This window comes from Amycolatopsis sp. NPDC006131 (assembly GCF_040614175.1).
Classification (GTDB): Bacteria; Actinomycetota; Actinomycetes; order Mycobacteriales; family Pseudonocardiaceae; genus Amycolatopsis_E; species Amycolatopsis_E tucumanensis.
Genome location: NZ_JBEXTX010000001.1, coordinates 24,010 through 44,548 on the forward strand (window position 1 = coordinate 24,010; position 20,539 = coordinate 44,548).

General features: G+C 71.6%; 24 protein-coding genes. 16 read left to right on the top strand and 8 right to left on the bottom strand.

Features of this window, described 5'->3' with window-relative positions:
* Both ccsB and ABZ215_RS00145 read left to right on the top strand, forming a co-directional pair.
* Positions 1–990, top strand: coding sequence for a c-type cytochrome biogenesis protein CcsB (gene ccsB, locus ABZ215_RS00140; protein WP_354946652.1), 990 nt, complete (start codon positions 1–3; stop codon positions 988–990).
* Positions 990–2,090 (top strand): MinD/ParA family protein, encoded by a 1,101-nt coding sequence (locus ABZ215_RS00145; protein ID WP_020417395.1) that lies wholly within the window; start codon positions 990–992, stop codon positions 2,088–2,090. Before ccsB ends, ABZ215_RS00145 begins: the two co-directional genes overlap by 1 nt.
* 1 nt (position 2,091) lies before the next feature.
* On the opposite strand, the gene ABZ215_RS00150 is transcribed toward ABZ215_RS00145, so the two are convergent.
* The gene (locus tag ABZ215_RS00150) at positions 2,092–2,265 is read right to left on the bottom strand and encodes a hypothetical protein (protein WP_017986422.1); all 174 of its coding nucleotides are present in this window, start codon (positions 2,263–2,265) and stop codon (positions 2,092–2,094) included.
* Positions 2,266–2,396: 131 nt separating this feature from the next.
* Entirely contained in the window at positions 2,397–2,606 is a 210-nt protein-coding gene (locus ABZ215_RS00155; protein ID WP_020417396.1) for a BldC family transcriptional regulator, read from the bottom strand.
* Positions 2,607–2,818: 212 nt separating this feature from the next.
* On the opposite strand from ABZ215_RS00155, the gene ABZ215_RS00160 reads away from it, so the two are divergent.
* The 3 genes from ABZ215_RS00160 to ABZ215_RS00170 are packed head-to-tail and all read left to right on the top strand — an operon-like array spanning position 2,819 to position 4,642.
* The gene (locus ABZ215_RS00160) at positions 2,819–3,292 is read left to right on the top strand and encodes an Lrp/AsnC family transcriptional regulator (RefSeq protein ID WP_237336227.1); all 474 of its coding nucleotides are present in this window, start codon (positions 2,819–2,821) and stop codon (positions 3,290–3,292) included.
* An 11-nt stretch (positions 3,293–3,303) separates the two neighbouring features.
* On the top strand, positions 3,304–3,585 hold the full coding sequence (locus ABZ215_RS00165) for a DUF4229 domain-containing protein (protein WP_354946654.1): 282 nt from the start codon (positions 3,304–3,306) through the stop codon (positions 3,583–3,585).
* Positions 3,569–4,642, top strand: a complete 1,074-nt coding sequence (locus ABZ215_RS00170; protein WP_354946656.1) for a PLP-dependent cysteine synthase family protein — start codon at positions 3,569–3,571, stop codon at positions 4,640–4,642. The genes ABZ215_RS00165 and ABZ215_RS00170 overlap by 17 nt, the downstream gene beginning before the upstream one ends.
* Here the strand turns inward: ABZ215_RS00170 and ABZ215_RS00175 are convergent.
* The 4 genes from ABZ215_RS00175 to ABZ215_RS00190 are packed head-to-tail and all read right to left on the bottom strand — an operon-like array spanning position 4,635 to position 7,782.
* Positions 4,635–5,507, bottom strand: a complete 873-nt coding sequence (locus tag ABZ215_RS00175) for a 1,4-dihydroxy-2-naphthoate polyprenyltransferase (protein ID WP_354946658.1) — start codon at positions 5,505–5,507, stop codon at positions 4,635–4,637. The two genes, ABZ215_RS00170 and ABZ215_RS00175, sit on opposite strands and share 8 nt — an antisense overlap.
* Before the next feature lie 23 nt (positions 5,508–5,530).
* A complete protein-coding gene (locus tag ABZ215_RS00180; protein ID WP_020417401.1) occupies positions 5,531–5,671 on the bottom strand; it encodes a hypothetical protein in 141 nt (46 codons plus the stop codon).
* A 31-nt stretch (positions 5,672–5,702) separates the two neighbouring features.
* The gene (gene menE / locus ABZ215_RS00185; RefSeq protein WP_354946660.1) at positions 5,703–6,851 is read right to left on the bottom strand and encodes an o-succinylbenzoate--CoA ligase; all 1,149 of its coding nucleotides are present in this window, start codon (positions 6,849–6,851) and stop codon (positions 5,703–5,705) included.
* Between the two features lie 7 nt (positions 6,852–6,858).
* Positions 6,859–7,782, bottom strand: a complete 924-nt coding sequence (locus ABZ215_RS00190; protein WP_020417403.1) for a 1,4-dihydroxy-2-naphthoyl-CoA synthase — start codon at positions 7,780–7,782, stop codon at positions 6,859–6,861.
* A 57-nt stretch (positions 7,783–7,839) separates the two neighbouring features.
* On the opposite strand from ABZ215_RS00190, the gene menD reads away from it, so the two are divergent.
* Genes menD through ABZ215_RS00210 form a run of 4 tightly spaced genes read left to right on the top strand, consistent with a single transcriptional unit; the run spans position 7,840 to position 12,157 of the window.
* Complete coding sequence (menD, locus tag ABZ215_RS00195) at positions 7,840–9,504, top strand: 2-succinyl-5-enolpyruvyl-6-hydroxy-3-cyclohexene-1-carboxylic-acid synthase (protein ID WP_020417404.1); 1,665 nt, start codon at positions 7,840–7,842, stop codon at positions 9,502–9,504.
* Between the two features lie 56 nt (positions 9,505–9,560).
* A complete protein-coding gene (locus ABZ215_RS00200; protein WP_354946662.1) occupies positions 9,561–11,060 on the top strand; it encodes a M1 family metallopeptidase in 1,500 nt (499 codons plus the stop codon).
* Between the two features lie 24 nt (positions 11,061–11,084).
* On the top strand, positions 11,085–11,570 hold the full coding sequence (locus tag ABZ215_RS00205; protein ID WP_237336222.1) for a DUF3592 domain-containing protein: 486 nt from the start codon (positions 11,085–11,087) through the stop codon (positions 11,568–11,570).
* 23 nt (positions 11,571–11,593) lie between these two features.
* Positions 11,594–12,157: a dihydrofolate reductase family protein gene (locus tag ABZ215_RS00210; RefSeq protein WP_354946664.1), complete on the top strand. Its 564-nt coding sequence runs from the start codon at positions 11,594–11,596 to the stop codon at positions 12,155–12,157.
* Here the strand turns inward: ABZ215_RS00210 and ABZ215_RS00215 are convergent.
* Together ABZ215_RS00215 and ABZ215_RS00220 are read right to left on the bottom strand one after the other, a co-directional pair.
* Positions 12,154–12,549, bottom strand: a complete 396-nt coding sequence (locus tag ABZ215_RS00215; RefSeq protein ID WP_354946666.1) for a zinc-ribbon domain-containing protein — start codon at positions 12,547–12,549, stop codon at positions 12,154–12,156. The two genes, ABZ215_RS00210 and ABZ215_RS00215, sit on opposite strands and share 4 nt — an antisense overlap.
* A 35-nt stretch (positions 12,550–12,584) precedes the next feature.
* Positions 12,585–13,430 (bottom strand): inositol monophosphatase, encoded by an 846-nt coding sequence (locus tag ABZ215_RS00220; RefSeq protein ID WP_027932757.1) that lies wholly within the window; start codon positions 13,428–13,430, stop codon positions 12,585–12,587.
* 143 nt (positions 13,431–13,573) lie between these two features.
* Between ABZ215_RS00220 and ABZ215_RS00225 the strand changes: the two genes are divergently transcribed.
* The 7 genes from ABZ215_RS00225 to ABZ215_RS00255 all read left to right on the top strand — a co-directional run bounded on the left by ABZ215_RS00225 (position 13,574) and on the right by ABZ215_RS00255 (position 20,536).
* On the top strand, positions 13,574–14,695 hold the full coding sequence (locus ABZ215_RS00225) for a glycosyltransferase family 1 protein (RefSeq protein WP_354946668.1): 1,122 nt from the start codon (positions 13,574–13,576) through the stop codon (positions 14,693–14,695).
* 4 nt (positions 14,696–14,699) lie between these two features.
* The gene (locus ABZ215_RS00230) at positions 14,700–15,806 is read left to right on the top strand and encodes a glycosyltransferase family 1 protein (protein ID WP_354946670.1); all 1,107 of its coding nucleotides are present in this window, start codon (positions 14,700–14,702) and stop codon (positions 15,804–15,806) included.
* 1 nt (position 15,807) lies between these two features.
* A complete protein-coding gene (locus ABZ215_RS00235) occupies positions 15,808–16,518 on the top strand; it encodes a demethylmenaquinone methyltransferase (RefSeq protein ID WP_354946672.1) in 711 nt (236 codons plus the stop codon).
* A 42-nt stretch (positions 16,519–16,560) separates the two neighbouring features.
* Positions 16,561–17,832 carry a geranylgeranyl reductase family protein gene (locus ABZ215_RS00240; RefSeq protein WP_354946674.1) on the top strand — a complete coding sequence of 424 codons (1,272 nt, stop codon included), beginning with the start codon at positions 16,561–16,563 and terminating at the stop codon, positions 17,830–17,832.
* 411 nt (positions 17,833–18,243) lie between these two features.
* Positions 18,244–19,254 (top strand): acyl-CoA desaturase, encoded by a 1,011-nt coding sequence (locus tag ABZ215_RS00245; protein WP_237336219.1) that lies wholly within the window; start codon positions 18,244–18,246, stop codon positions 19,252–19,254.
* Positions 19,255–19,576: 322 nt separating this feature from the next.
* Positions 19,577–19,981, top strand: coding sequence for an NADH-quinone oxidoreductase subunit A (locus ABZ215_RS00250; protein WP_051079579.1), 405 nt, complete (start codon positions 19,577–19,579; stop codon positions 19,979–19,981).
* Between the two features lie 12 nt (positions 19,982–19,993).
* A complete protein-coding gene (locus ABZ215_RS00255) occupies positions 19,994–20,536 on the top strand; it encodes an NADH-quinone oxidoreductase subunit B (RefSeq protein WP_020417415.1) in 543 nt (180 codons plus the stop codon).
* Positions 20,537–20,539: the final 3 nt, after the last annotated feature.

Here is a 20,539-nt window from a genome sequence, read left to right on the forward strand (position 1 = left end):
ATGCCGGTCAACGAGACGTTGTCCCAGTACAGCGACTGGTCCTACACGACGGCGACGGCGATCTACGTCCTGGCGCTGGTCTTCTTCCTCATCGAACAATCCTTCGGCGCCAAGGGGCGCCGCGCGGCCGAGCGCACCCGGGAGCGGGCGCGTGAACTCGTCGGCGCCGGCGGCCCGGACAGCACCGAGACCGTCACCCCTCCGGCTGAAACTCCCGCGGCCCGCGCCGCCCGTGGCCGCGCCGAGCGCATCGGCCGCATGGGCGCCGCGCTGACCGTCCTGGGCGTGCTGCTGCACCTGGCCGCGCTGGTGCTGCGTGGTGTGGCGACCCACCGCGTGCCGTGGGGCAACATGTACGAATACATCATGGCGGTGACGTTCATCGCCGTGGTGACCTGGCTCGTGGTGATCCGCAAGTTCCCGGCGCGCCACCTGTCCGGGTTCCTGCTGCTGCCGGTCGTCATCCTGATGTTCGTCGGCGGCACGATGCTCTACACCGTCGCCGCGCCGGTCCAGCCCGCGCTGCAGTCGTACTGGCTGGTCATCCACGTCTCCGCGGCGGCCGCGTCGTCCGGCATCTTCCTGGTGCCCGGTGTCGCCAGCATCCTGTACCTGATCCGCTCGGCGCACGAGCGCGACCCGAAGCGCTTCGCCCGGTTCGGCTCGCGGCTGCCCGCCGCCGACGTGCTCGACCGCATCGCCTACCGGACCACCGTGTTCGCGTTCCCGCTGTTCACGTTCGGCGTGCTGTGCGGCGCGGTGTGGGCGGAGGCCGCGTGGGGCCGGTTCTGGGGCTGGGACCCGAAGGAGACCACCGCGTTCATCGCGTGGATCGTCTACGCCGCCTACCTGCACTCGCGGGCCACGGCGGGCTGGCGCGGCACCCGCGCGGCGGTCATCAACACCCTCGGCTTCGCGGTGACGGTGTTCAACCTGTTCTTCGTCAACCTCGTCACCACGGGCCTGCATTCCTACGCCGGGGTCGGCTGATGACCGAGCCGCGCGAACCCGAGTCCTACTTCTCCGACGAACGAACCGACTCCACCTCGCACCCGGCTCCTCCGCCGCCGCGGCACCAGCAGCCCGGCTACGACCCGAACCTGCCCCCGCTGCAACAGCAGCAGTACGGGCAGCCGCAGTACCCGTACCCGCCGTTGCCGCAGCCCTCGCGGCCCCGTCACGCGGCGCCTGACCGGCCGGTGCGGCCGCCGAAGCGCGTGCCCCAGTCGGGCTGGCGCAAGGCGGTCTACGTCGCCTCCGGCAAGCTGATCAACCCGGGGGAGAGCCCGCAGGAGCAGCGGCAGCGCGAGCTGGTCGCGCGGGTGAACCAGCCGTTGCGCGGCTGCTTCCGCATCGCGATGCTGAGCCTCAAGGGCGGGGTCGGCAAGACCACGATCACCACCACGCTCGGCTCGACGTTCGCGGCGCTGCGCGGTGATCGGGTGATCGCGGTGGACGCGAACCCGGACCGCGGCACGCTGTCGCAGAAGATCCCGATCGAGACCACGGCGACGGTGCGGCACCTGCTGCGGGACGCGGACAAGATCACGCGCTACAGCGACGTCCGGGCCTACACGTCACAGGGGTCGAGCCGGCTGGAGATCCTCGCCAGCGAGCAGGACCCGGCGGTGTCGGAGGCGTTCTCCGAGAGCGACTACCTGCGCACGGTCAACCTGCTGGAGCACTTCTACAACATCGTGCTCACCGACTGCGGCACCGGCTTGATGCACTCGGCGATGAAGGGTGTGCTGGACGCGGCCGACGCGCTGGTCGTGGTGTCGTCGGGTTCGGTCGACGGTTCGCGCAGCGCCTCGGCGACGCTGGACTGGCTGGACGCCCACGGCTACGGCGACCTGGTGAAGCGGTCGGTGACCGTGATCAACTCGGTCCGCCCGAAGGCCGGCTCGGTGGACCTGGACAAGCTGGCCGCGCACTTCGCGGCGCGGACCCGCGCGGTGTGCCGGATCCCGTTCGACCCGCACCTCGAAGAGGGCGCGGAGATCGAGCTGGAGCGCCTGACACCGGAGACCCGCATGGCGCTCCTGGAACTCGCCGCCACCATGGCCGACGCGTTCCCGGGTAAGCGGTAGGTCAGTCCTCCTCGGACTTCGGCGGCTTCTGCTCGCCGAGCTTGCGCAGGAATTCGGGGTCGTCGTCCGGCGGGACGGTCGCTCGCGAGGACACCCCGACGTGCTCGGGGCCGAAGGCTCGCCACAACAGGACAGCGATGGTGAGCGCTCCGATCGCTGCGAGCAGGTAGATCATCCCCGCTCCCTTCCGAGTGCGTTGGCGCGGAACTGCTGTACCGAGGGTAACCCCTCCGGCGTGAATTCCGGTTGACGCGCCCGGGCCCCGCGGGTCCGGCCGGGCCGGTCCGCGGGGTTCTCGCCACCTGCTCAGACGCGCGCGGGTTCGTTCGCGTCCGTGGTGAGCTCGGCCAGCAGGGCGTTGACCTCGGACTCCCGGAACCGCCGGTGCCCACCGGGGGTGCGGATCGAGCCGATGCGGCCCGCGGTCGCCCACCGGGTCACGGTCTTCGGGTCCACCCGGAACAACGCGGCGACTTCGCCGGGCGTCAGCAGGCGCCCTCCCGTGCTAGCGGTCATTTTCCGCCTCCTTCACGACCAAACTGCTAAACCGGAGGTCGAAGCCCCGGTTCGATCAACACGGCAATCGTGGCATCTCACCCGCCAGGTACTCGAACGGTTGTCGAACAGTAAAGGGTAAGTAATGGACAAAACGCCCAGCTTGTGGACGCTAAGCAACGGTGCCGGCAGCGGTCGCGGGCCGTTGGTAAAGGCCGCCTAGGCTGGTCCGCGTGGATGCCCTGGACCGCAAGATCATCGCCGCGTTGCGCTTGAACGGCCGTGCCACCTACGCGGAGCTGGGCAGAACCGTGGGCCTGTCCGCGTCGTCCGTGCATGAGCGCGTCGGCAAGCTGGAGGCGGCCGGGGTGATCACCGGGTACCACGCCACCGTCAACCCGAGCACGGTCGGTCTCGGCGTGACGGCGCTGGTCGGCATCCAGCCGACCGACACGGCCGAGGACAACGACGTGGCCGACGAGCTGGGGGCGCTGCCCGAGGTCGAGAGCTGCTACGCGGTCGCCGGGGACGAGGCGTTCGTGGTGAAGGTGCGGGTGCCGACGGTGGACGACCTGGAGCACACGCTGGGCAGGCTGCGCCGGATCGCCGGGGTGGCGCGCACGCGGACCACGGTGGTGCTGTCCACGCGGTTCGAGGGCAGGCCGAACAACACGGTGCTGGAAGACCCGCCGCAGACCGGCGCGTAGGCTCGTCAAACGTGAGCGAGACCCGTACTCATCTGGGCCGTGACCTGACGCTTTACCTGCTCGCGCGGTTCGGGCTGGTCGTCGTCGTGGCGGCCGTGCTCGTCCTGGTGAAGGTGCCGTTGCTGGTCGCCGTCGCCGTCGGTGTGGTGGTCGGCCTGCCGGTCGGGCTGCTCGTGTTCCGCAAGCTGAACGCGCGGGTCACCGCCGGTCTCGCGGTGCGCAACGAGCACCGGGCGCGGGAGCGGGCGAAGCTGCGGGCCCAGCTGCGGGGCGAGGATGCCGGCGACGAATAGGGCGTGGGTGCGCGAGGCGATCCGCCTCATCGAGGCCGACGCCAACCGCAGCGCCGACACGCACCTGCACTGCTTCCCGCTGCCGCCCGAGTGGGGCGTGGACCTGTACCTGAAGGACGAGTCGGTGCACCCGACCGGCTCGCTCAAGCACCGGCTGGCCCGGTCGCTGCTGCTCTATGCGCTGGTCAACGGGCAGATCGGCCCAGACACGACGTTGATCGAGGCGTCCAGCGGCTCGACGGCCGTGTCGGAGGCGTACTTCGCGCGGATGCTCGGGCTGGACTTCGTGACGGTGGTGCCGCGCAAGACCAGCCAGGAGAAGATCGAGCTGATCGAGTTCTACGGCGGCCGGTGCCACTTCGTGGACGTGCCGTCCGCGATGTACAGCGAGGCCGAGCGGCTGGCCGCGGAGTGCGGCGGGCACTACCTCGATCAGTTCACCTACGCCGAGCGGGCGACCGACTGGCGCGGCAACAACAACATCGCGGAGTCGGTGTTCGCGCAGATGCGCGCGGAACGGCATCCGGTGCCGTCGTGGATCGTGGTGGGCGCGGGCACCGGCGGGACGAGCGCGACGTTCGGCCGGTACGTGCGCTACCGGCGGCACACCACGAAGATCGCGGTGGCCGACCCGGAGAACTCGTCGTTCTACGGGGCGTGGCAGACCGGCGCGATGGACTACACCACGGGGATGCCGTCACGCATCGAAGGCATCGGCAGGCCGCGCGTGGAGCCGTCCTTCGTGCCGACGGTCATCGACCACATGATCCAGGTGCCGGACGCCGCGTCCATGGCGGCGATCAGGCTGCTGCGGGAGCGCACCGGCCACTGGGCGGGCGGCTCGACGGGCACCGCGCTGTACGCGGCGTTCGAGATCATCGCGGGCATGCTCGAAGCGGGCCAGGTGGGCAGCGTGGTAACCCTCATCTGCGACGGCGGCGAGCGATACGCGCACACCTACTACAACGACGAGTGGATCGCCGAGCAGGGCTTCGACCTGGCTCCGCACACAGCCCGCATGGAGCGGTTCCTGGCGACGGGCAAGTGGGTCAGCTGACCGCGAGTCCCACGGCGGTCAGCACCGACCAGGCCAGCATCGCCAACCCGGTGTCCTTCAGCACCGGGATCAGCCCCGGCCCGTTCCCCCCGCTCGTGATCACCCGCACCGGGGTCCGCAGCAGCGGCGCCGTCACCAGCGCGATCAGCAGCCAGGGGTGCCACACCGCCAGCAGCACCGTCACCACGTACGGCACCGCGATCAGCGCGAGGTAGAACCGCCGCGTGCCGGCGTCCCCGAGCCGCACCGCGAGGGTCACCTTCCCGGCCACCCGGTCGGTCGGGATGTCCCGCAGGTTGTTGGCCACCAGCACGGCCATCGAGAAGCACCCGACGGCCACCGCGGCCCCCAGCGCTTCCCAGCTGATCCGCCCGGCCTGCACGTACACGGTGCCCAGCACCGCGGCCAGGCCGAAGAAGATGAACACCGCGACCTCGCCGAGCCCCGCGTAGCCGTAGGGCTTCCGGCCGCCGGTGTAGAACCAGGCGCCGAGGATGCACGCGGCCCCCATCGCGAGCAGCCACCACCGCCCGGTGACCGCCACCAGCACCAGCCCGAGCACCCCGGCCACGCCGAAGCAGGTCAGCGCGGCGGTGAGCACGAGCTTCGGCGCCGCGGCACCGGAGCCGACCAGGCGGAGCGGCCCGACCCGGTCGGCGTCCGTGCCGCGGATGCCGTCGGAGTAGTCGTTGGCGAAGTTGACGCCGATGATCAGCGCGAGCGCCACGAGGAGCGCCAGCAACGACTGCCACCAGGTGAACGCCCCCAGCTGGATCGTCGCCCCCACGCCCGCCACCACGGGAGCCACCGCGTTGGGCAGCGTCCGCGGCCGGGCACCCTCGATCCACTCCGTCACAGTCGCCATGACTGCATTCTCGTCGAGCGCGCTTACTCCGCGGCGACCGGTACGGACCAGGTGAGCGTGCCGGAGTCCGGCAGGGGCGGATCGGCCGCCGCCGTGCCGGCCACCGCGAGGACGGCGAACGCGGCACCGACGGCCGCGACCAGGAGACGTTTCAGCGAGATCATTGGCTAACTGAAAAACGGCCCGCCCCGGATGTCAACCAACCGGGGGAAAAATCTGCTCCGCGACCGCTGTTCGGTCGATTTTGCCGGGCCCGCGCAGCGGGAGTGTGGTAACGAACTCGACCCGCTTCGGCACGGCCGCCGCACCCGCCGCCGAACGCACCGCCGCCCGCAGCTCGTCCACGTCCGGCGCCTCGCCCTCGGGCACGACCGCGGCCGCCACGACCTGGCCCCACTCCGCGTCCGGCAGCCCGACGACGCACGTCTCCCGCACCCCGGGCAGGGCCGTGATCAGGCGTTCCACCGCCGCCGCGGACACCTTCACCCCGCCGGTGTTGATCACGTCGTCGAGGCGGCCGAGGACTTCCAGGCGCCCGTCGCGCAGCTGCCCGCGGTCCCCGGTGCGGAACCAGCCGCCGTCGAACGCCGCCGCGGTGAGGTCGGGCCGCAGCCGGTAGCCGTGGGTGAGCACCGGCCCGGCGATGAGGATCCGGCCGTCGTCGGCGATCCGCACGTCGACCCCGTCCAGCGGCACCCCGTCGTAGACGCAGCCGCTCGCGGTCTCGCTCATCCCGTAGGACGGGACGATCCGCACCCCGGCCTCCTTGGCGCGGGCGCGTAAGGCCGGGGTGGTCGCGGCGGCGCCGAGGATGATCGCGTCGAACGCCTTTGCCGCGTCCAGGCCGGGGCCGCCGGCGTCGAGCAGCCGGGTCAGCTGGGTCGGGACCATCGCGGTGTAGCGCGGCCCGTCCCCGGCGAGCACCGGCCGCGCGGCCTCGGCGAAGCGTTCCGCCCGGAACGGCCCGGGCGGCAGCACCGCGAACGGCTGTCCGGCCAGCATCGACCGGACCAGCACCTGCAGGCCGCCGATGTAGTTCGCGGGCGTGGCGAGCAGCCAGCGGCCCGGCCCGCCGAGCCGCGCGTGCGTGGCCGCCGCGGAGGCCTGCAGCGCCTCGGCGGACAGCAGCACGCCCTTGGGCTCGCCGGTGGACCCGGAGGTCGCGATGATCACCGCGGTGCCCGGCTCCACCGGCTCGTCCGGCCGCATGCCCGCCAGCAGCCCGGCGGACTTGGGGTCGCCGCCGTCCAGCGGCAGCACCGCCTCGCCCCCGTCGAGCGCCGCGGCCAGTGCCCCGGCCAGCTCGTCGACCGACTCCGGACCCCGCAGCCAGACCTCGCGCACGCGCACCTCAGTAGTAGTAGGGGAAGGCGGACCAGTCGGGGTCCCGCTTCTGCAGGAACGCGTCCCGCCCCTCGACGGCCTCGTCCTGCATGTAGGCCAGGCGGGTGGTCTCGCCCGCGAAGACCTGCTGCCCGACGAGTCCGTCGTCGATCAGGTTGAACGAGTACTTCAGCATCCGCTGGGCCGTCGGCGACTTGCCGAGGATCTCCCAGCCCCACTGCAGCGCCTCGGCCTCCAGCTCCGCGTGCGGGACGACCGCGTTGACCGCGCCCATCCGGTGCATCTGCTCGGCGGTGTACTCGCGGCCGAGGAAGAAGATCTCCCGCGCGAACTTCTGCCCGACCTCGCGTGCCAGGTAGGCCGACCCGAACCCCCCGTCGAACGAGCCGACGTCGGCGTCCGTCTGCTTGAACCGCGCGTGCTCGGCCGAGGCGAGGGTGAGATCGCACACCACGTGCAGCGAGTGCCCGCCGCCCGCGGCCCAGCCAGGGACCACCGCGATCACGACCTTCGGCATGAACCTGATCAGCCGCTGGACCTCCAGGATGTGCAGACGGCCGGCCCGCGCGGGGTCCACCGTGTCGGAGGTCTCGCCGCTCGCGTACTGATACCCGGACCGCCCGCGAATACGCTGGTCACCACCGGAACAGAACGCCCACCCACCGTCCTTCGGCGAGGGACCGTTCCCCGTCAGGAGGACGCAGCCGACATCTGAGCTCATCCGCGCGTGGTCGAGAGCGCGGTACAGCTCGTCGACGGTGTGCGGGCGGAAGGCGTTGCGAACCTCGGGGCGGTCGAACGCGACGCGCACGACGCGTTTGCCGGAGCGGGCCTCGACGGAACGGTGATAGGTGATGTCGGTGAAACCGAAACCCTCGATTTCGGTCCAGGCGGACGGGTCGAACAGCTCGGAAACCTGGGCGTCATGCACGTTTGGGAGAATAGGCCGTGTGACTGTGGTGACGGGTGACACGCCGGGGGGTCCCCGGTGAATCCGTCGACCGCCCAGGCCAAGGTGATCGTGGACGAACTCGTCCGCAACACCGTCTCGCACGTGGTGCTTTGCCCCGGTTCGCGCAACGCGCCGCTGTCGCTGGCGCTGTACGACGCGGCCGCCGCCGGGCGCCTCCAGCTGCACGTCCGCATCGACGAGCGGGGCGCGGGCTTCCTCGCGCTGGGCATCGCGGCGCGCACCGGACGACCGGTCGCCGTGGTCTGCACCAGCGGCACCGCGGCGGCGAACTTCCACCCGGCCGTCCTGGAGGCCGACCGCGCCGGGGTCCCGCTGATCGTGCTCACCGCCGACCGCCCGCCGGAGCTGCGGGCCGCGGGCGCCAACCAGGTCATCGAGCAGCAGCGGCTCTACGGCGGCGCGGTGCGGTACTTCGACGAGCTGGCCGTCGCCGAGCGCCGCGGTGGCCAGAACGCGTACTGGCGCAGCCAGATCTGCCGGGCGTGGAACGCGGCGTACGGCGAATGGCGGTGCGGCCCGGTCCACCTGAACGTCCCGTTCCGCGAGCCGCTGGTGCCCGACGGCGACGACGAGTGGTTCGAGTCGCTGGAGGGCCGCCCGGGCGGGGAGCGCTGGACCGAGCTGCCGGACTTCGGCGCGCTGCCGTCGTTCGTGGTCCCGTCGGCGCGCTGCGGTCTGGTCATCGCGTGCGACAGCGGGGTGCGGGCGGCCGGTGAGTGGGGTGAGCAGCACGGCTGGCCGGTGATCTCGGAGACCGGCGGGCTCGGCCTGCTCGGGACGTCGGCGATCTCGTCGGGCGTGTGGCTGCTCGGCGCCGAGGAGTTCATCCGGCGGCACAAGCCGGAGCAGGTGCTGTGCCTGGGCAGGCCGACGGTGTTCCGCCAGATCCAGCAACTGCTGTCGGACTCCGACGTCGAGGTGCTGCTGGTCCGCCCGGACTCGGACTGGCCCGCGCCCGCCCACAACGTGCGGCAGGTCGGGCAGTGGTTCGACTCGCCGACCAAGCCGGCCGATCCGGAGTGGCTGGCCGCGTGGCAGCGGGCGGACGCGCTGGCGAACGAGGCGGTCGGCACGGCGTTGCGGCGCGAGCAGTGGCCGAGCGGGCTGCGGCTGGCGTCCGAGCTGGTCGACGCCCTGCCGCCGGACGCGCTGCTGGTGGTGGGCTCGTCCAACCCGGCGCGCGACGTGGCGCTGGCCGGCCGGATGCGGCCGGACGTGCTCGTGCACCGCAACCGCGGCGTGGCGGGCATCGACGGCACGGTGTCGACGGCGATCGGCGCGGCGTCGGTGCACCGCGGGCAGTCGTACGCGCTGCTCGGCGACCTGACGTTCCTGCACGACGTGAACGGCCTGCTGGCCGGCCCGCCGGAGACGCGCCCGGACCTGACGATCGTGGTGCTCAACGACGACGGCGGCGGGATCTTCTCGCTGCTGGAGCAGGGGGCGCCCGAGCACCGGGACGCGTTCGAGCACGTGTTCGGCACCCCGCACGGCGCGGACCTCTCGGCGCTGTGCGCCGGGTTCGGCATCCCGCACGTGCGGGCCGGGACGATCGAGGAGTTCCGCGAGGCGCTGCGCCCGGCGCCCGGTCTGCGGGTGGTCGAGGTGCAGGTGGACCGGTCGCGCCACCGCGACCTGCACGCCCGCATCCGCTCGGCGGTGTCCACCGCTCTCAGTTAGCGGGAACCATCTTTCGGACGTGTCCGGTGGGAAGTTTTCCCGCTAGCGTCCCCGCCATGCGTCTGCGAACTCGCGCCGGCCTGGGGGCCGTGACCACCGGAATCGCGATTGTGCTCCTCGCTTCGACCGCCTCCGCCGCGCCCGCCCCGGGCGCTCCCGGAGCCGGTGACCCCTACTACCCGTACGCCGGCAACGGCGGCTACGACGTCGCCCACTACGACATCCGCCTCACCTACCAGCCGGCGACCGACCAGCTCGCCGGCACCACGACGATCCTCGCCACGACCACGCAGGAGCTGTCCAGCTTCGACCTGGACTTCGGGCTTCACGTGAGCGGCATCCGGGTCAACAACGTGCCCGCCGCCTTCCGGACCGTCCGCGAGGGCGAGCTGGAGGTCACCCCGGCCAAGCCGCTCGCGAAGAACCAGCCGGTCACCGTCGTCGTCACCTACGCGGACACCCCGTCGAAGGTCGTCATCGACGGCTACACCGCGTGGAAGAAGACCCCGGACGGCGCGCTCGCCGTCGACGAGCCCCAGAACTCGCAGTGGTGGTACCCGGCCAGCGACCACCCGACCGACAAGGCCACCTACGACGTCTCGGTCGAGGTGCCCGACGACGTCGCCGCCCTGTCCAACGGCACGCTCGTCCGCAAGACCAAGCAGCGGGCCGGCTGGACGCGCTGGAACTGGCGCAGCACCCGGCCGCAGAACACCTACGCCACCACCCTCGAAGTCGGGAAGTTCGAGGTCAACCAGGCCACCACCCCCGGCGGGCAGCCGTTCGTCACCGCCTACGACCCGGCCACCGGCGATTCGCTGGGCGCGGCGAAGGCCAGCGTCGAGCGCACCCCGGAGATCGTCGAGTTCCTCGCGAGCCAGTTCGGCGAGTACCCGTTCGAGGCCCAGGGCGGGGTCGTCAGCACCGGCCTGACCTTCGCGCTGGAGGCCCAGACGCGGCCGGTGTACAGCAACAAGTTCTTCGTCTCCGGGACGAACACCTCGGTCGTCGCGCACGAGAACGCGCACCAGTGGTTCGGCGACTCCGTCTCGCTGGGCCGCTGGAGCGACATCTGGCTCAACGAGGGCTTCGCCAGTTACGCCGAGTACCTGTGGTCGGAGCACCAGGGCGAGGGCACCGCGGCCGAGCTCGCCCAGTACGTCTACGACTCCTACCCGGCCGACGACCCGTTCTGGCAGGTCCTGCCCGGCGACCCGGGCGCGGCCAACCAGTTCGACGACGCCGTGTACGACCGCGGCGCCCTGGCCGTGCAGGCCCTGCGGACCGCCGTCGGCGACGACGCGTTCTTCACGATCCTGCGCACCTGGGTCGCCCGGCACCGGGGTGACGACGCCCGCATCAGCGACTTCGTCGCGCTGGCCGAGGAGGTCTCCGGCAAGCCGCTGCAGCAGCTGTTCCAGACCTGGCTGTTCACCGCGGGCAAGCCGGCCACCGGTCCGAACGGCGCGGCGACCCTGCGTGCCGCCGCTCAGCCGCGGTCCTACCCCGCCATCCAGCGCACCCACCAGCTGCTGGCGGCCGGAGACAGCCGTTAACCCGCACCTTCTATGCTCGGTGGAGTGACGGCGAGGACTCTGTGGTGGCTGAAGATCGGCCGTCGCTGCGTGCTCGCCGTCGCCGTCGTGATCACCGTGCTGTGCGCCGGGCTGCTGCTCGCCGCGATCCGCAACGACCAGGCGATCACCGGCAACCTGGGCACGGCGACGGCCGAGGTGGACGCGGTGGCCTGGGACCGGACGATCATCCGGTTCGAGACGCCGGACGGCATCGTGCACAGCCCGTCCAACGGCGTGCTCTACCCGGGCGGCCTGGTCGCGGGCGACCTGGTGCGCATCGAGTACGACGCGACCGACCCGGACCTGGCCCGCGTCGCGGGCCGCACGGCCACGTTGACGCTGCTGCCGCTGGGCACCACGATCCTGATCACCTGGGTGGTCGCGGGCGCGGTGGCCTGGCTGATCCGCCAGCGACTGCGCCGCGAGCCGGCGGTGACCGAGCCGGAGGTCGCCCTCGCCGAGGCCGAGACCCCGGTGAAGTCCGGCTGACCTCCGGCAGCGAGGGGGCTCCCGTGCGCAGCGTCACCTACTCCATGTCCGTCTCGCTGGACGGCTACATCGTCGGGCCGGACGGCCGGTTCGACTGGTCGGCGCCCACCGAGGAGGTCTTCCGCCTCGCCATCGAGGAGGTGCGCGGCGTCGACGTCCACCTGATGGGGCGGCGGCTGTACGAGACGATGCTGTTCTGGGAAACCGCCGAACAGGAGCAGACCCTGGACGACGCGGAGCTCGAGTTCGCCGCGATCTGGAAGGCGATGCCCAAGGTCGTGTTCTCCACCACGCTGTCCGCGGTGGAGGGCAACGCGCGGCTGGCTTCCGGCAGCCCGGCCGAGGAGATCGAGCGGCTGCGCGCCGAGCCGGGGGACGGCGACATCGCGATCGGCGGCGCGACCCTCGCCGCCGAGGTCGCCGCGGCCGGGCTGATCGACGAGTACCTCGTGCGGGTCCACCCGGTGCTCGTCGGCGGTGGCACCCCGTTCTTCGCCCACCGGGAGCGCCGGGTGGACCTCGAACTCGTCGAAAACCGCACCCTCAGCGGGAAGGTCGCCTTCCTCCGCTACCGCGTGGCGCGTTAGAACCCCTGGCGCGGCGGCTGGATCTGCTGCTGCGGGTACTGCTGCACGTGCTGCTGCGGCGCGTGACCCGGCTGCGGGTACCCGGCCTGCGGGTGTCCGGCCTGCGGGTAACCGGCTCGCGGCACGGGCGGCTGCTGCGGCACGGGCTGCGGCGCCTGCTGCTGCATGGCCTGGACCTGCTGCGCCTCGTCCTTGGTCAGCTTGTTCGTCATGCCGCAGAAGGTGCACACGGTGAAGTACTTCGAGCTGATCGGGAACAGCGGGATGAAGAACAGCGTGAACTTCGTGACGGCGCGGCGCAGCGCGTGCGCGCTCGGGTTCTGGCAGTTCCCGCACAGGTAGGTCGCGGTGGCCAGCTCCTGGACGCTCTTGCGCCAGCCGTAGATCAGCATGTGGTGTTCTCCCGGGTCCGTGATCTTGTGCGGACCTAGGACGCGCGGATGCCCCGTTCGGTTTCCTGCCACCACGACAGGACTTCCTCGGCGACGCTGGGCGCGGCGACGAGCAGGCCGTCGGTGGGCAGCGGGCTGTCCGACCCGCGCCGGTCGAGCACGACGGCGCCGGCCTCGATGGCCAGCGCGACCGACCCGGCGACGTCCCACTCGTGGTAGCTGTGCAGCACCGCGGCGATGGCGTGCCCGAGCGCGACCTGCGCGATCGACAACGCGGCCGAGCCGAGCACGCGGACCCCGGCGTGCGCCTCTGCGGCGCGTTCGATGAACGAGCCCATGCCCGGCCACGGCCCCTTGCGGGCCAGCTCGGTGCACACGATCGACCCGGCGATGCGGTCCCGGTCGACCAGCTTGACCGGCTTGCCGTTGGCGCGCGTGCCGCGACCGCGGGCGGCGGCGTAGATCTGGGCGCGGTAGGGGTCGGCGACCACGCCGACGACGGGTCCGGACGCGTCGACCAGCGCGAGGCTGTAGGCGCACCACGGCACCCCGGCGACGTAGTTGGCCGTCCCGTCGACCGGGTCCACCACCCAGCGGTAGGCCGCCGAGTCCGCGCCGGTGTCGGCCCCGAACTCGCCGCCGACGACGGGGATGCCGGGGAACTCCGCGGTCAGCACGCGGCGGGTGTGCCGCTCCAGGATGCGGTCGGTGTCGGTGACCCAGTCGAACGGCGAGTCCGCCACGTCCGGGTGGGCGCCCCGGCCCGCGGTCGCCGTGATCACGTCGGTGGCGTCGTTGGCCAGCCGCCCGGCGACCTCGAGCGCACGCGACAGCAAGCCCGGTTCGACCGGGTGGGGTGGACGGGCGGAGAGGAGGGTCACGCCAGCCGAGTGTGGCGGCAGCAGATGTCCGGGACGCGACACCCAGGTGAAGCGGAGAAAGCTTCGTGAAGTTCGGGCACCGTTGGTCCCGTGGTCACGCGGGCTTTTCTCCGCGAACCGGACCGGCTGCCACGGTGGGGATCGTGCGCGTCGCCATCGTCACCGAAAGCTTCCTCCCGCAGGTGAACGGCGTGACCAACTCCGTGCTGCGGATCATCGAGCACCTCACCGGCACCGGCCACGACGTGATGGTGGTCGCGCCCGGCCTCACCGGGCCGACCCACTACCGGGGCGCGCCCGTGGTGCGGATCCCCGCGCTGGACCTGCCGGTGGTGAACTCGCTGCCGATCGGCCTGCCCACCCGCACGGTGCTGACCGCGCTGACCGCGTTCGGGCCGGACGTGGTGCACCTGGCCTCGCCGTTCGTGGTCGGCGCCCGCGGGCTGGCCGCGGCCCGGCGGCTGCGGGTGCCCTCGATCGCGGTGTTCCAGACCGACATCGCCGGGTTCGCCACGGCGTACGGACTCGGCCTCGGCGCGCGGGCCGCGTGGCGGTGGGTGCGCCGGCTGCACACCAAGGCCGACCGGACACTCGCGCCGTCCACCCAGTCCGTGCAGGACCTGCGCGCGCACGGCGTGCCCCGCGTGCACCGGTGGGGCCGGGGGGTGGACGTCGAGCGGTTCTCGCCGGAGCACGCGGACCCGGACCTGCGTGCCCGCCTCGCCCCGAACGGGGAGCTGCTGGTCGGGTTCGTCGGGCGGCTGGCGCCGGAGAAGGAGGTCGGCAGGCTCGCCGCGCTGGCCGGGGTGGACGGTGTGCGGCTGGTGGTGGTCGGCGACGGGCCGGACCGCGAGGAGCTGGCCGAACGCCTGCCCGGCGCCGCCTTCCTCGGCGCCCGCTACGGCGACGAGCTGTCCGCGGCATACGCGAGCCTCGACGTGTTCGTCCACACCGGCCCGCACGAGACGTTCTGCCAGGCGGTGCAGGAGGCGATGGCGTCCGGGCTGCCGGTGCTGGCGCCGGACGCGGGCGGCCCGCGGGACCTCGTCCTGCCCGGTCGCACCGGCTACCTGCTGCCGCCCGACCCGGGCGGGTTCGCCGAGGAGCTGGTGCGGCGCGTGCGCGACCTGCGTGACCCGGCGCTGCGGGAACGGCTGGGGACCAAGGCCCGCAAGGTCGTGCTCGGCCGGACGTGGCCCGCGGTGTGCGCGGAGCTGGTGGGCCACTACGAGGTGGTCACCGGCCGCGTGGCGCGAGCCGCCTGATGCCATGCACATCGTCCAGCTGGCGAACTTCTACGGGCCCCGGTCCGGCGGTCTGCGCACGGCGCTGCACCACCTGGGCGCCGGTTACGTGGCGAGCGGCCACCGCGTGACGCTGGTCGTGCCGGGGCCCCGGTACGCCGAGGAGCGGCTGCCGACCGGGGTGCGGCGGATCAGCCTGCCCGCGCCGAAGATCCCCGGCACCGGCGGTTATCGCGCTGTCGACCCGTACCGGGTGCGGGCGTTGCTGTCGGCGCTGCGCCCGGACCGGCTGGAGGTGTCGGACCGGCTGACCCTGCGCGGGATGGGGGTGTGGGCGCACCGGCGCGACGTGCCCAGCGTGGTGATCTCGCACGAGCGGCTGGACCGGCTGCTGGAGCAGTTCCTGGTGCCCGGCCCGCTGGCCCGCCGCGTCGCCGACGCCGCCAACCGGCGCATGGCGGGCAACTACGACACGGTCGTCTGCACCACGTCGTTCGCCCGCGAGGAGTTCGACCGGATCGGCGTCCCCAACGTCCGCCAGGTCCCGCTCGGAGTGGATCTCGCGACTTTCCGCCCCACCCACCATGATCCGGGCCTGCGGCACGAGCTGGCCTCCGGCGCGGACGCGTTGCTGGTCCACTGTGGACGGCTGTCGCCGGAGAAGCACGTGGAGCGCAGCGTGGACACGGTCGCCGAGCTGACCGAGTCGGGGGACCGGGTGCGGCTGGTGATCGCCGGGGACGGGCCGCGACGCCGGGCGCTGGAACGGCGGGCACGCGGGCTGCCGGTGACGTTCCTCGGGTTCGTGTCCGACCGGACCGCTGTGGCCCGGCTGCTCGCCAGCGCCGACGTCTCGCTCGCGCCCGGCCCGCACGAGACGTTCGGGCTCGCCGCGCTGGAGGCGCTGGCGTCCGGGACGCCGGTGGTGGTGTCGCAGTCCTCGGCGCTGCGGGAGATCGTCCGGCCCGGATGCGGGGCGGCGGTGCCGGACGTGCCGCGGGCGTTCGCGTCCGCCGTGACCGGCCTGCTGGAGAGCCCGGAGGACCTGCGACGTGCGGCTTCGCGGGCTCGGGCGGAGGAATTCGCGTGGCCCGCGAGCGTGGAGGGGATGTTATCTGCTTTAGGCTCCTGACATGTCACGTGCGAGCCTCGACAAAGATCCGCACGAGGTCGCCGCCATGTTCGACGGCGTCTCGGAGGGCTACGACCGGGCGAACTCGGTCATGACGTTCGGGTTCGACCGGCGATGGCGCACGACGACGTCCCGCGTCCTGGACGCCCGCCGTGGCGAGCGGGTGCTCGACCTCGCCGCCGGCACCGGGGTGTCCACGGCCGAGTACGCGCGCGGCGGCGCGTGGTGCCTCGCCGCGGACTTCTCGCTCGGCATGCTGCGCAGCGGCAAGCACCGCCGCGTCCCGATGGTCGCCGCCGACGCGCTGCACCTGCCCTTCGCCGACGGCAGCTTCGACGCCGCGACGATCAGCTTCGGCATCCGCAACTTCGTCGACACCAAGGCCGCGCTCGAAGAGATCGCGCGCGTGGTCAAGCCGGGCGGCCGGCTGGTCATCTGCGAGGTGTCGACGCCCACATTCCCGCCGATCCGGTTCGTCTACAAGAAGTTCATCCTGCGGGCCATGACGCTGCTCGGCCGGTTCTCCTCGACCAACCCCGAGGCCTACTCCTACCTGGCCGAATCGATGGCCGCGTGGCACGACCAGCGCACCCTGGCGCAGATCATCGCGAGCGCGGGCTGGTCGAAGGTGGAGTGGCTGAACCTGACCTTCGGCGTCGTCGCGATACATCGTGCCGTGAAGCCCTCCCGCCAGCCCGACCACCACCCCTGATGGAGACGCTTCGCGTCGCAGTGCTCCCGTAAACTCGCCTGCATGACCCAGGACGCTCAGGTAATCGTCGTCGGCGCGGGCCCGGCCGGATCCACCGTCGCGACGTACCTGGCGCGCGCCGGGATCGACGTCCTGGTGCTGGAGAAGACCGAGTTCCCGCGCGAGAAGGTGTGCGGCGACGGCCTCACCCCGCGCGGCGTGAAGCAGCTCATCGACCTGGGCATCGACACCAGCGAGGAAGCCGGCTGGGTGCACAGCCGCGGCCTGCGGATCCTCACCGCGGAGCTGACGCTGGAGCTGGACTGGCCGGAGCTGACCAGCTACCCGCCCTACGGCGTCTCGCGCACCCGCCAGGACTTCGACGACCTGCTGGCCAAGACCGCGGTCAAGGCCGGGGCGCGGCTGCTGGAGCGGACCACCGTGACCGGCGCGATCACCGACGAGCGCACCGGCCGCGTGATCGGCGTCGAAGGCAAGCAGGGGCCGGACAAAACCCCGGTGCGCTACCACGCCCCGCTGGTGCTCGCGTGTGACGGCGTGTCCGCGCGGCTGGCCCGCTCGATCGGCATCGAGACCGACGAGAAGCGCCCGATGGGTGTCGCCGTGCGGCGGTACTACAAGAGCCCGCGGCACGACGACCCGTTCATCGAGGGCCACCTGGAGCTGTGGGACCGCAAGGACCCGCGCAACCCGCAGCTGCTGCCCGGGTACGGCTGGGCGTTCCCGCTCGGCGACGGCACGGTGAACGTCGGTCTCGGGATGCTGTCCACGTCGAAGTCGTTCCGGAACATGGACTACCGCGCCCTGATGCGGCAGTGGCTGGACTCGACGCCGGAGGAGTGGGGCTACCGCGAGGAGAACGCGATCGGCCGGATCGGCGGCGCCGGTCTGCCGATGGGCTTCAACCGCACCCCGCACTACCGCGACGGCCTGCTGCTGCTCGGCGACGCGGGCGGCATGGTGAGCCCGTTCAACGGCGAGGGCATCTCGGCGGCGATGGAGTCGGCGCAGCTCGCGGCGGAGTTCGTGGTGCAGGCGCTGGCCCGGCCCGAGGGCTCGTCGCGGGAGCGCGCGCTGTGTGGCTACCCGCTGGCGCTGAAGGAGCTGATGGGCGGCTACTACCGCCTGGGCAACGTCTTCGCGAAGGCGATCGGCAACCCGAAGGTCATGCGCGCGGCGACCAAGTACGGGCTGCGGATCAACCCGCTGATCCCGCTGATCTACAAGGGCCTGTCCGGCTGCTACGACGCCAAGGGCGGCGACGCGGTGGACCGGATGATCTCCCTCGCCGCGCGGTTGACGCCCAGCGCCTGAGGAATGCCAGGCGTTGGTTGTCTCGTCGAGCGACGACATGGAACCTCCAGCAGACAGTCGCTGACTCAAGCGGCGAGTGTCCGCCGCTCTGAGCTGGTGATTCCAGTGTTCCTGCTGATCAGGCCAGTTGATCAGAACGGTTCGCGAGGGGCAGAAGGTGGCTTCCCCTGGGGCGACTTGGTCCCACCGCTCGTCGACGGTGATGGCTTCCATCGGCCTTCGCACTTCGAGAACGACCGTGACCTGTGGAACCGAACCTTCGAGACCCCGCCGATGGCTTTCTCGACGAAGCCCCGTTCTGACTCCCTCGCCGCGCGGTTGACGCCCAGCGCCTGAGGTGGGGTCTGCCCCACCGCGGACCCGGGTGCGCACCGGCTGCCGGATCTTCGTGCCGCGCAACAGACTCGGTGCGTGCCCACGACACAAGCCGAAACCGGCAGCGACTTCGCCCACCTCGCCCGCCGCGTCAAGCAGGCCGGTCTGCTGAACCGGCGCCCCGGCTACTACGCCCTGCGCGCCGGCCTGGTCACCGTCCTGTTCGCCTACGCCTGGGCGTTGTTCGCCTGGATCGGCGACTCCTGGGCGACCCTGGTCGTCGCCGTGCTGCTGGCCGTCCTGTTCGGCCAGATCGCCCTGCTGTCGCACGACCTCGCGCACCGGCAGGTGTTCCGCACCCGCCGCCCCAGCGAGGTCGCCGGCCGGATCGCGGGCAACCTCGGCATCGGCCTGAGCTACGGCTGGTGGATGGACAAGCACACGCGCCACCACGCCAACCCCAACCACGAGGAACTCGACCCGGACGTCGCGCCGGACATCCTGGTGTGGTCGCAGGGCCAGGCGCGGGCCAGCCGCGGCCTGCCCCGGTTCATCGGGCGCCACCAGGCGGTCCTGTTCTTCCCGCTGCTCACGCTGGAGGGCCTGAACCTGCACTGGTCGAGCATCCGCGCGGTGCTCAAGCCGGGGCTGAAGCAGCGGTGGCTGGAAGCCGCGCTGCTGTTCACGCACTTCGCGGTCTACCTCGGCGCGGTGTTCCTCGTGCTGTCGCCGGTCAAGGCGCTGGTGTTCATCGCCGTGCACCAAGGCCTGTGGGGCGTGTACCTGGGCTCGATCTTCGCGCCGAACCACAAGGGCATGCCGACCCTCACCGGCGGCGAGCGGCCGGACTTCCTGCGTCGGCAGGTGCTGACCTCCCGCAACGTCCGCGGCGGCCGGTTCGTCGACGTCGCGATGGGCGGCCTGAACTACCAGATCGAGCACCACCTGTTCCCCAGCATGCCGACCCCGCACCTGCGCCTGGCGCGGCCGATCGTGCGGCGGTACTGCGCCGAGATCGGGGTGCCGTACTCGGAGACCGGTCTGGTCGACTCCTGGGCGCGGGCGCTGCGGCACCTCCACGAGGCCGGTGAGCCGCTGCGCGGATGACTTCCGTCACACCTCCGTCGGCGTGATCTTGGGCGCAACCGGCGAAGGTTGGTCGCGCTCACCGTGGGTTACGTCACACCAGTTCTGCGTTGCGTGATCGGGATGATCCTTTTCGTGCTGGTCTCGGGCTTATGGCCGTCCACCAGGGCATCCTTTGGTTAGGTTCGCCTTACCCGAAACACCCCGCGACAACAATGTGAGCCACGTCCTACACTGCCCCTATGCTTTGTGAACCGCTTCACAACCCCGCAAGGGAGATTGTGAACAGTTTCACAAGCGGCACGTTCGCAACGGCGCGGAAAGGACGGCATTCACCGTGCTGATGTCGCAGTTCCACCTCGCGCAGGCCGCCTCGGGGCCCGGCCTCGAGATGTACCTGCCGCTGGTCCTCCTGTTCGTCCTCGCCGCGGCCTTCGCGGTGTTCTCCGTGCTGCTCGGCCCGCTGGTGGGCCCGCGCCGGTACAACCGGGCGAAGCAGATGGCCTACGAGTGCGGGATCGAACCGTCCCCGCAGCCGCTGGTGGGCGGCGGCCGGATGCCGGTCGCCTACTACATCACCGCGATGCTGTTCATCCTGTTCGACATCGAAATGGTCTTCCTCTACCCGTTCGCCGTCTCGGCGGACGCGCTCGGCCTGTTCGGCCTGGTGGAGATCGTCTTGTTCATCGCGACCGTCGGCTTCGCCTACGCCTACGTCTGGCGTCGCGGCGGGCTCGACTGGAACTAGGGGAGGGACGTCATGGGACTCGAAGAGCAGCTCCCCAACGGCATCCTGCTGGCCAGCCTGGAGAAGCTGGTCAACTGGGCGCGCAAGAACTCGCTGTGGCCGGCCACCTTCGGGCTCGCCTGCTGCGCGATCGAGATGATGACCGTCGGCGGCTCGCGCTACGACATCGCGCGCTTCGGCATGGAGCGGTTCTCCGCCACCCCGCGCCAGGCCGACCTGATGATCGTCGCGGGCCGGGTCACGCAGAAGATGGCCCCGGTCCTGCGTCAGATCTACGACCAGATGGCCGAGCCGAAGTGGGTGCTGGCCATGGGTGTCTGCGCCTCCTCCGGCGGCATGTTCAACAACTACGCCGTGGTGCAGGGCGTGGACCACATCGTGCCGGTCGACATGTACCTGCCGGGCTGCCCGCCGCGCCCGGAGATGCTCCTCGACGCGATCCTCAAGCTGCACGCCAAGATCCAGGACGAGCCGCTGGGGCCGCGCCGCGCCGCCGCGCTGGCCGGGCACCAGACCGAGCTGATCCCGTCGTCGATCAAGTACGCGAAGAAGTGATGC

What these genes read in the sequence shown, in the direction of transcription:
- ABZ215_RS00215 (WP_354946666.1), bottom strand. Translation starts at nt 12,549, where the DNA reads ATGCTGATCTACGGCTGGCGCAAGAGCGTCCAGGAGCTGGCCACCGCG.
- ABZ215_RS00145 (WP_020417395.1), top strand. Translation starts at nt 990, where the DNA reads ATGACCGAGCCGCGCGAACCCGAGTCCTACTTCTCCGACGAACGAACC.
- ABZ215_RS00170 (WP_354946656.1), top strand. Translation starts at nt 3,569, where the DNA reads ATGCCGGCGACGAATAGGGCGTGGGTGCGCGAGGCGATCCGCCTCATC.
- ccsB (WP_354946652.1), top strand. Translation starts at nt 1, where the DNA reads ATGCCGGTCAACGAGACGTTGTCCCAGTACAGCGACTGGTCCTACACG.
- ABZ215_RS00250 (WP_051079579.1), top strand. Translation starts at nt 19,577, where the DNA reads ATGTCGCAGTTCCACCTCGCGCAGGCCGCCTCGGGGCCCGGCCTCGAG.
- ABZ215_RS00255 (WP_020417415.1), top strand. Translation starts at nt 19,994, where the DNA reads ATGGGACTCGAAGAGCAGCTCCCCAACGGCATCCTGCTGGCCAGCCTG.
- ABZ215_RS00240 (WP_354946674.1), top strand. Translation starts at nt 16,561, where the DNA reads ATGACCCAGGACGCTCAGGTAATCGTCGTCGGCGCGGGCCCGGCCGGA.
- ABZ215_RS00235 (WP_354946672.1), top strand. Translation starts at nt 15,808, where the DNA reads ATGTCACGTGCGAGCCTCGACAAAGATCCGCACGAGGTCGCCGCCATG.
- ABZ215_RS00150 (WP_017986422.1), bottom strand. Translation starts at nt 2,265, where the DNA reads ATGATCTACCTGCTCGCAGCGATCGGAGCGCTCACCATCGCTGTCCTG.
- ABZ215_RS00155 (WP_020417396.1), bottom strand. Translation starts at nt 2,606, where the DNA reads ATGACCGCTAGCACGGGAGGGCGCCTGCTGACGCCCGGCGAAGTCGCC.
- ABZ215_RS00200 (WP_354946662.1), top strand. Translation starts at nt 9,561, where the DNA reads ATGCGTCTGCGAACTCGCGCCGGCCTGGGGGCCGTGACCACCGGAATC.
- ABZ215_RS00180 (WP_020417401.1), bottom strand. Translation starts at nt 5,671, where the DNA reads ATGATCTCGCTGAAACGTCTCCTGGTCGCGGCCGTCGGTGCCGCGTTC.
- ABZ215_RS00175 (WP_354946658.1), bottom strand. Translation starts at nt 5,507, where the DNA reads ATGGCGACTGTGACGGAGTGGATCGAGGGTGCCCGGCCGCGGACGCTG.
- ABZ215_RS00230 (WP_354946670.1), top strand. Translation starts at nt 14,700, where the DNA reads ATGCACATCGTCCAGCTGGCGAACTTCTACGGGCCCCGGTCCGGCGGT.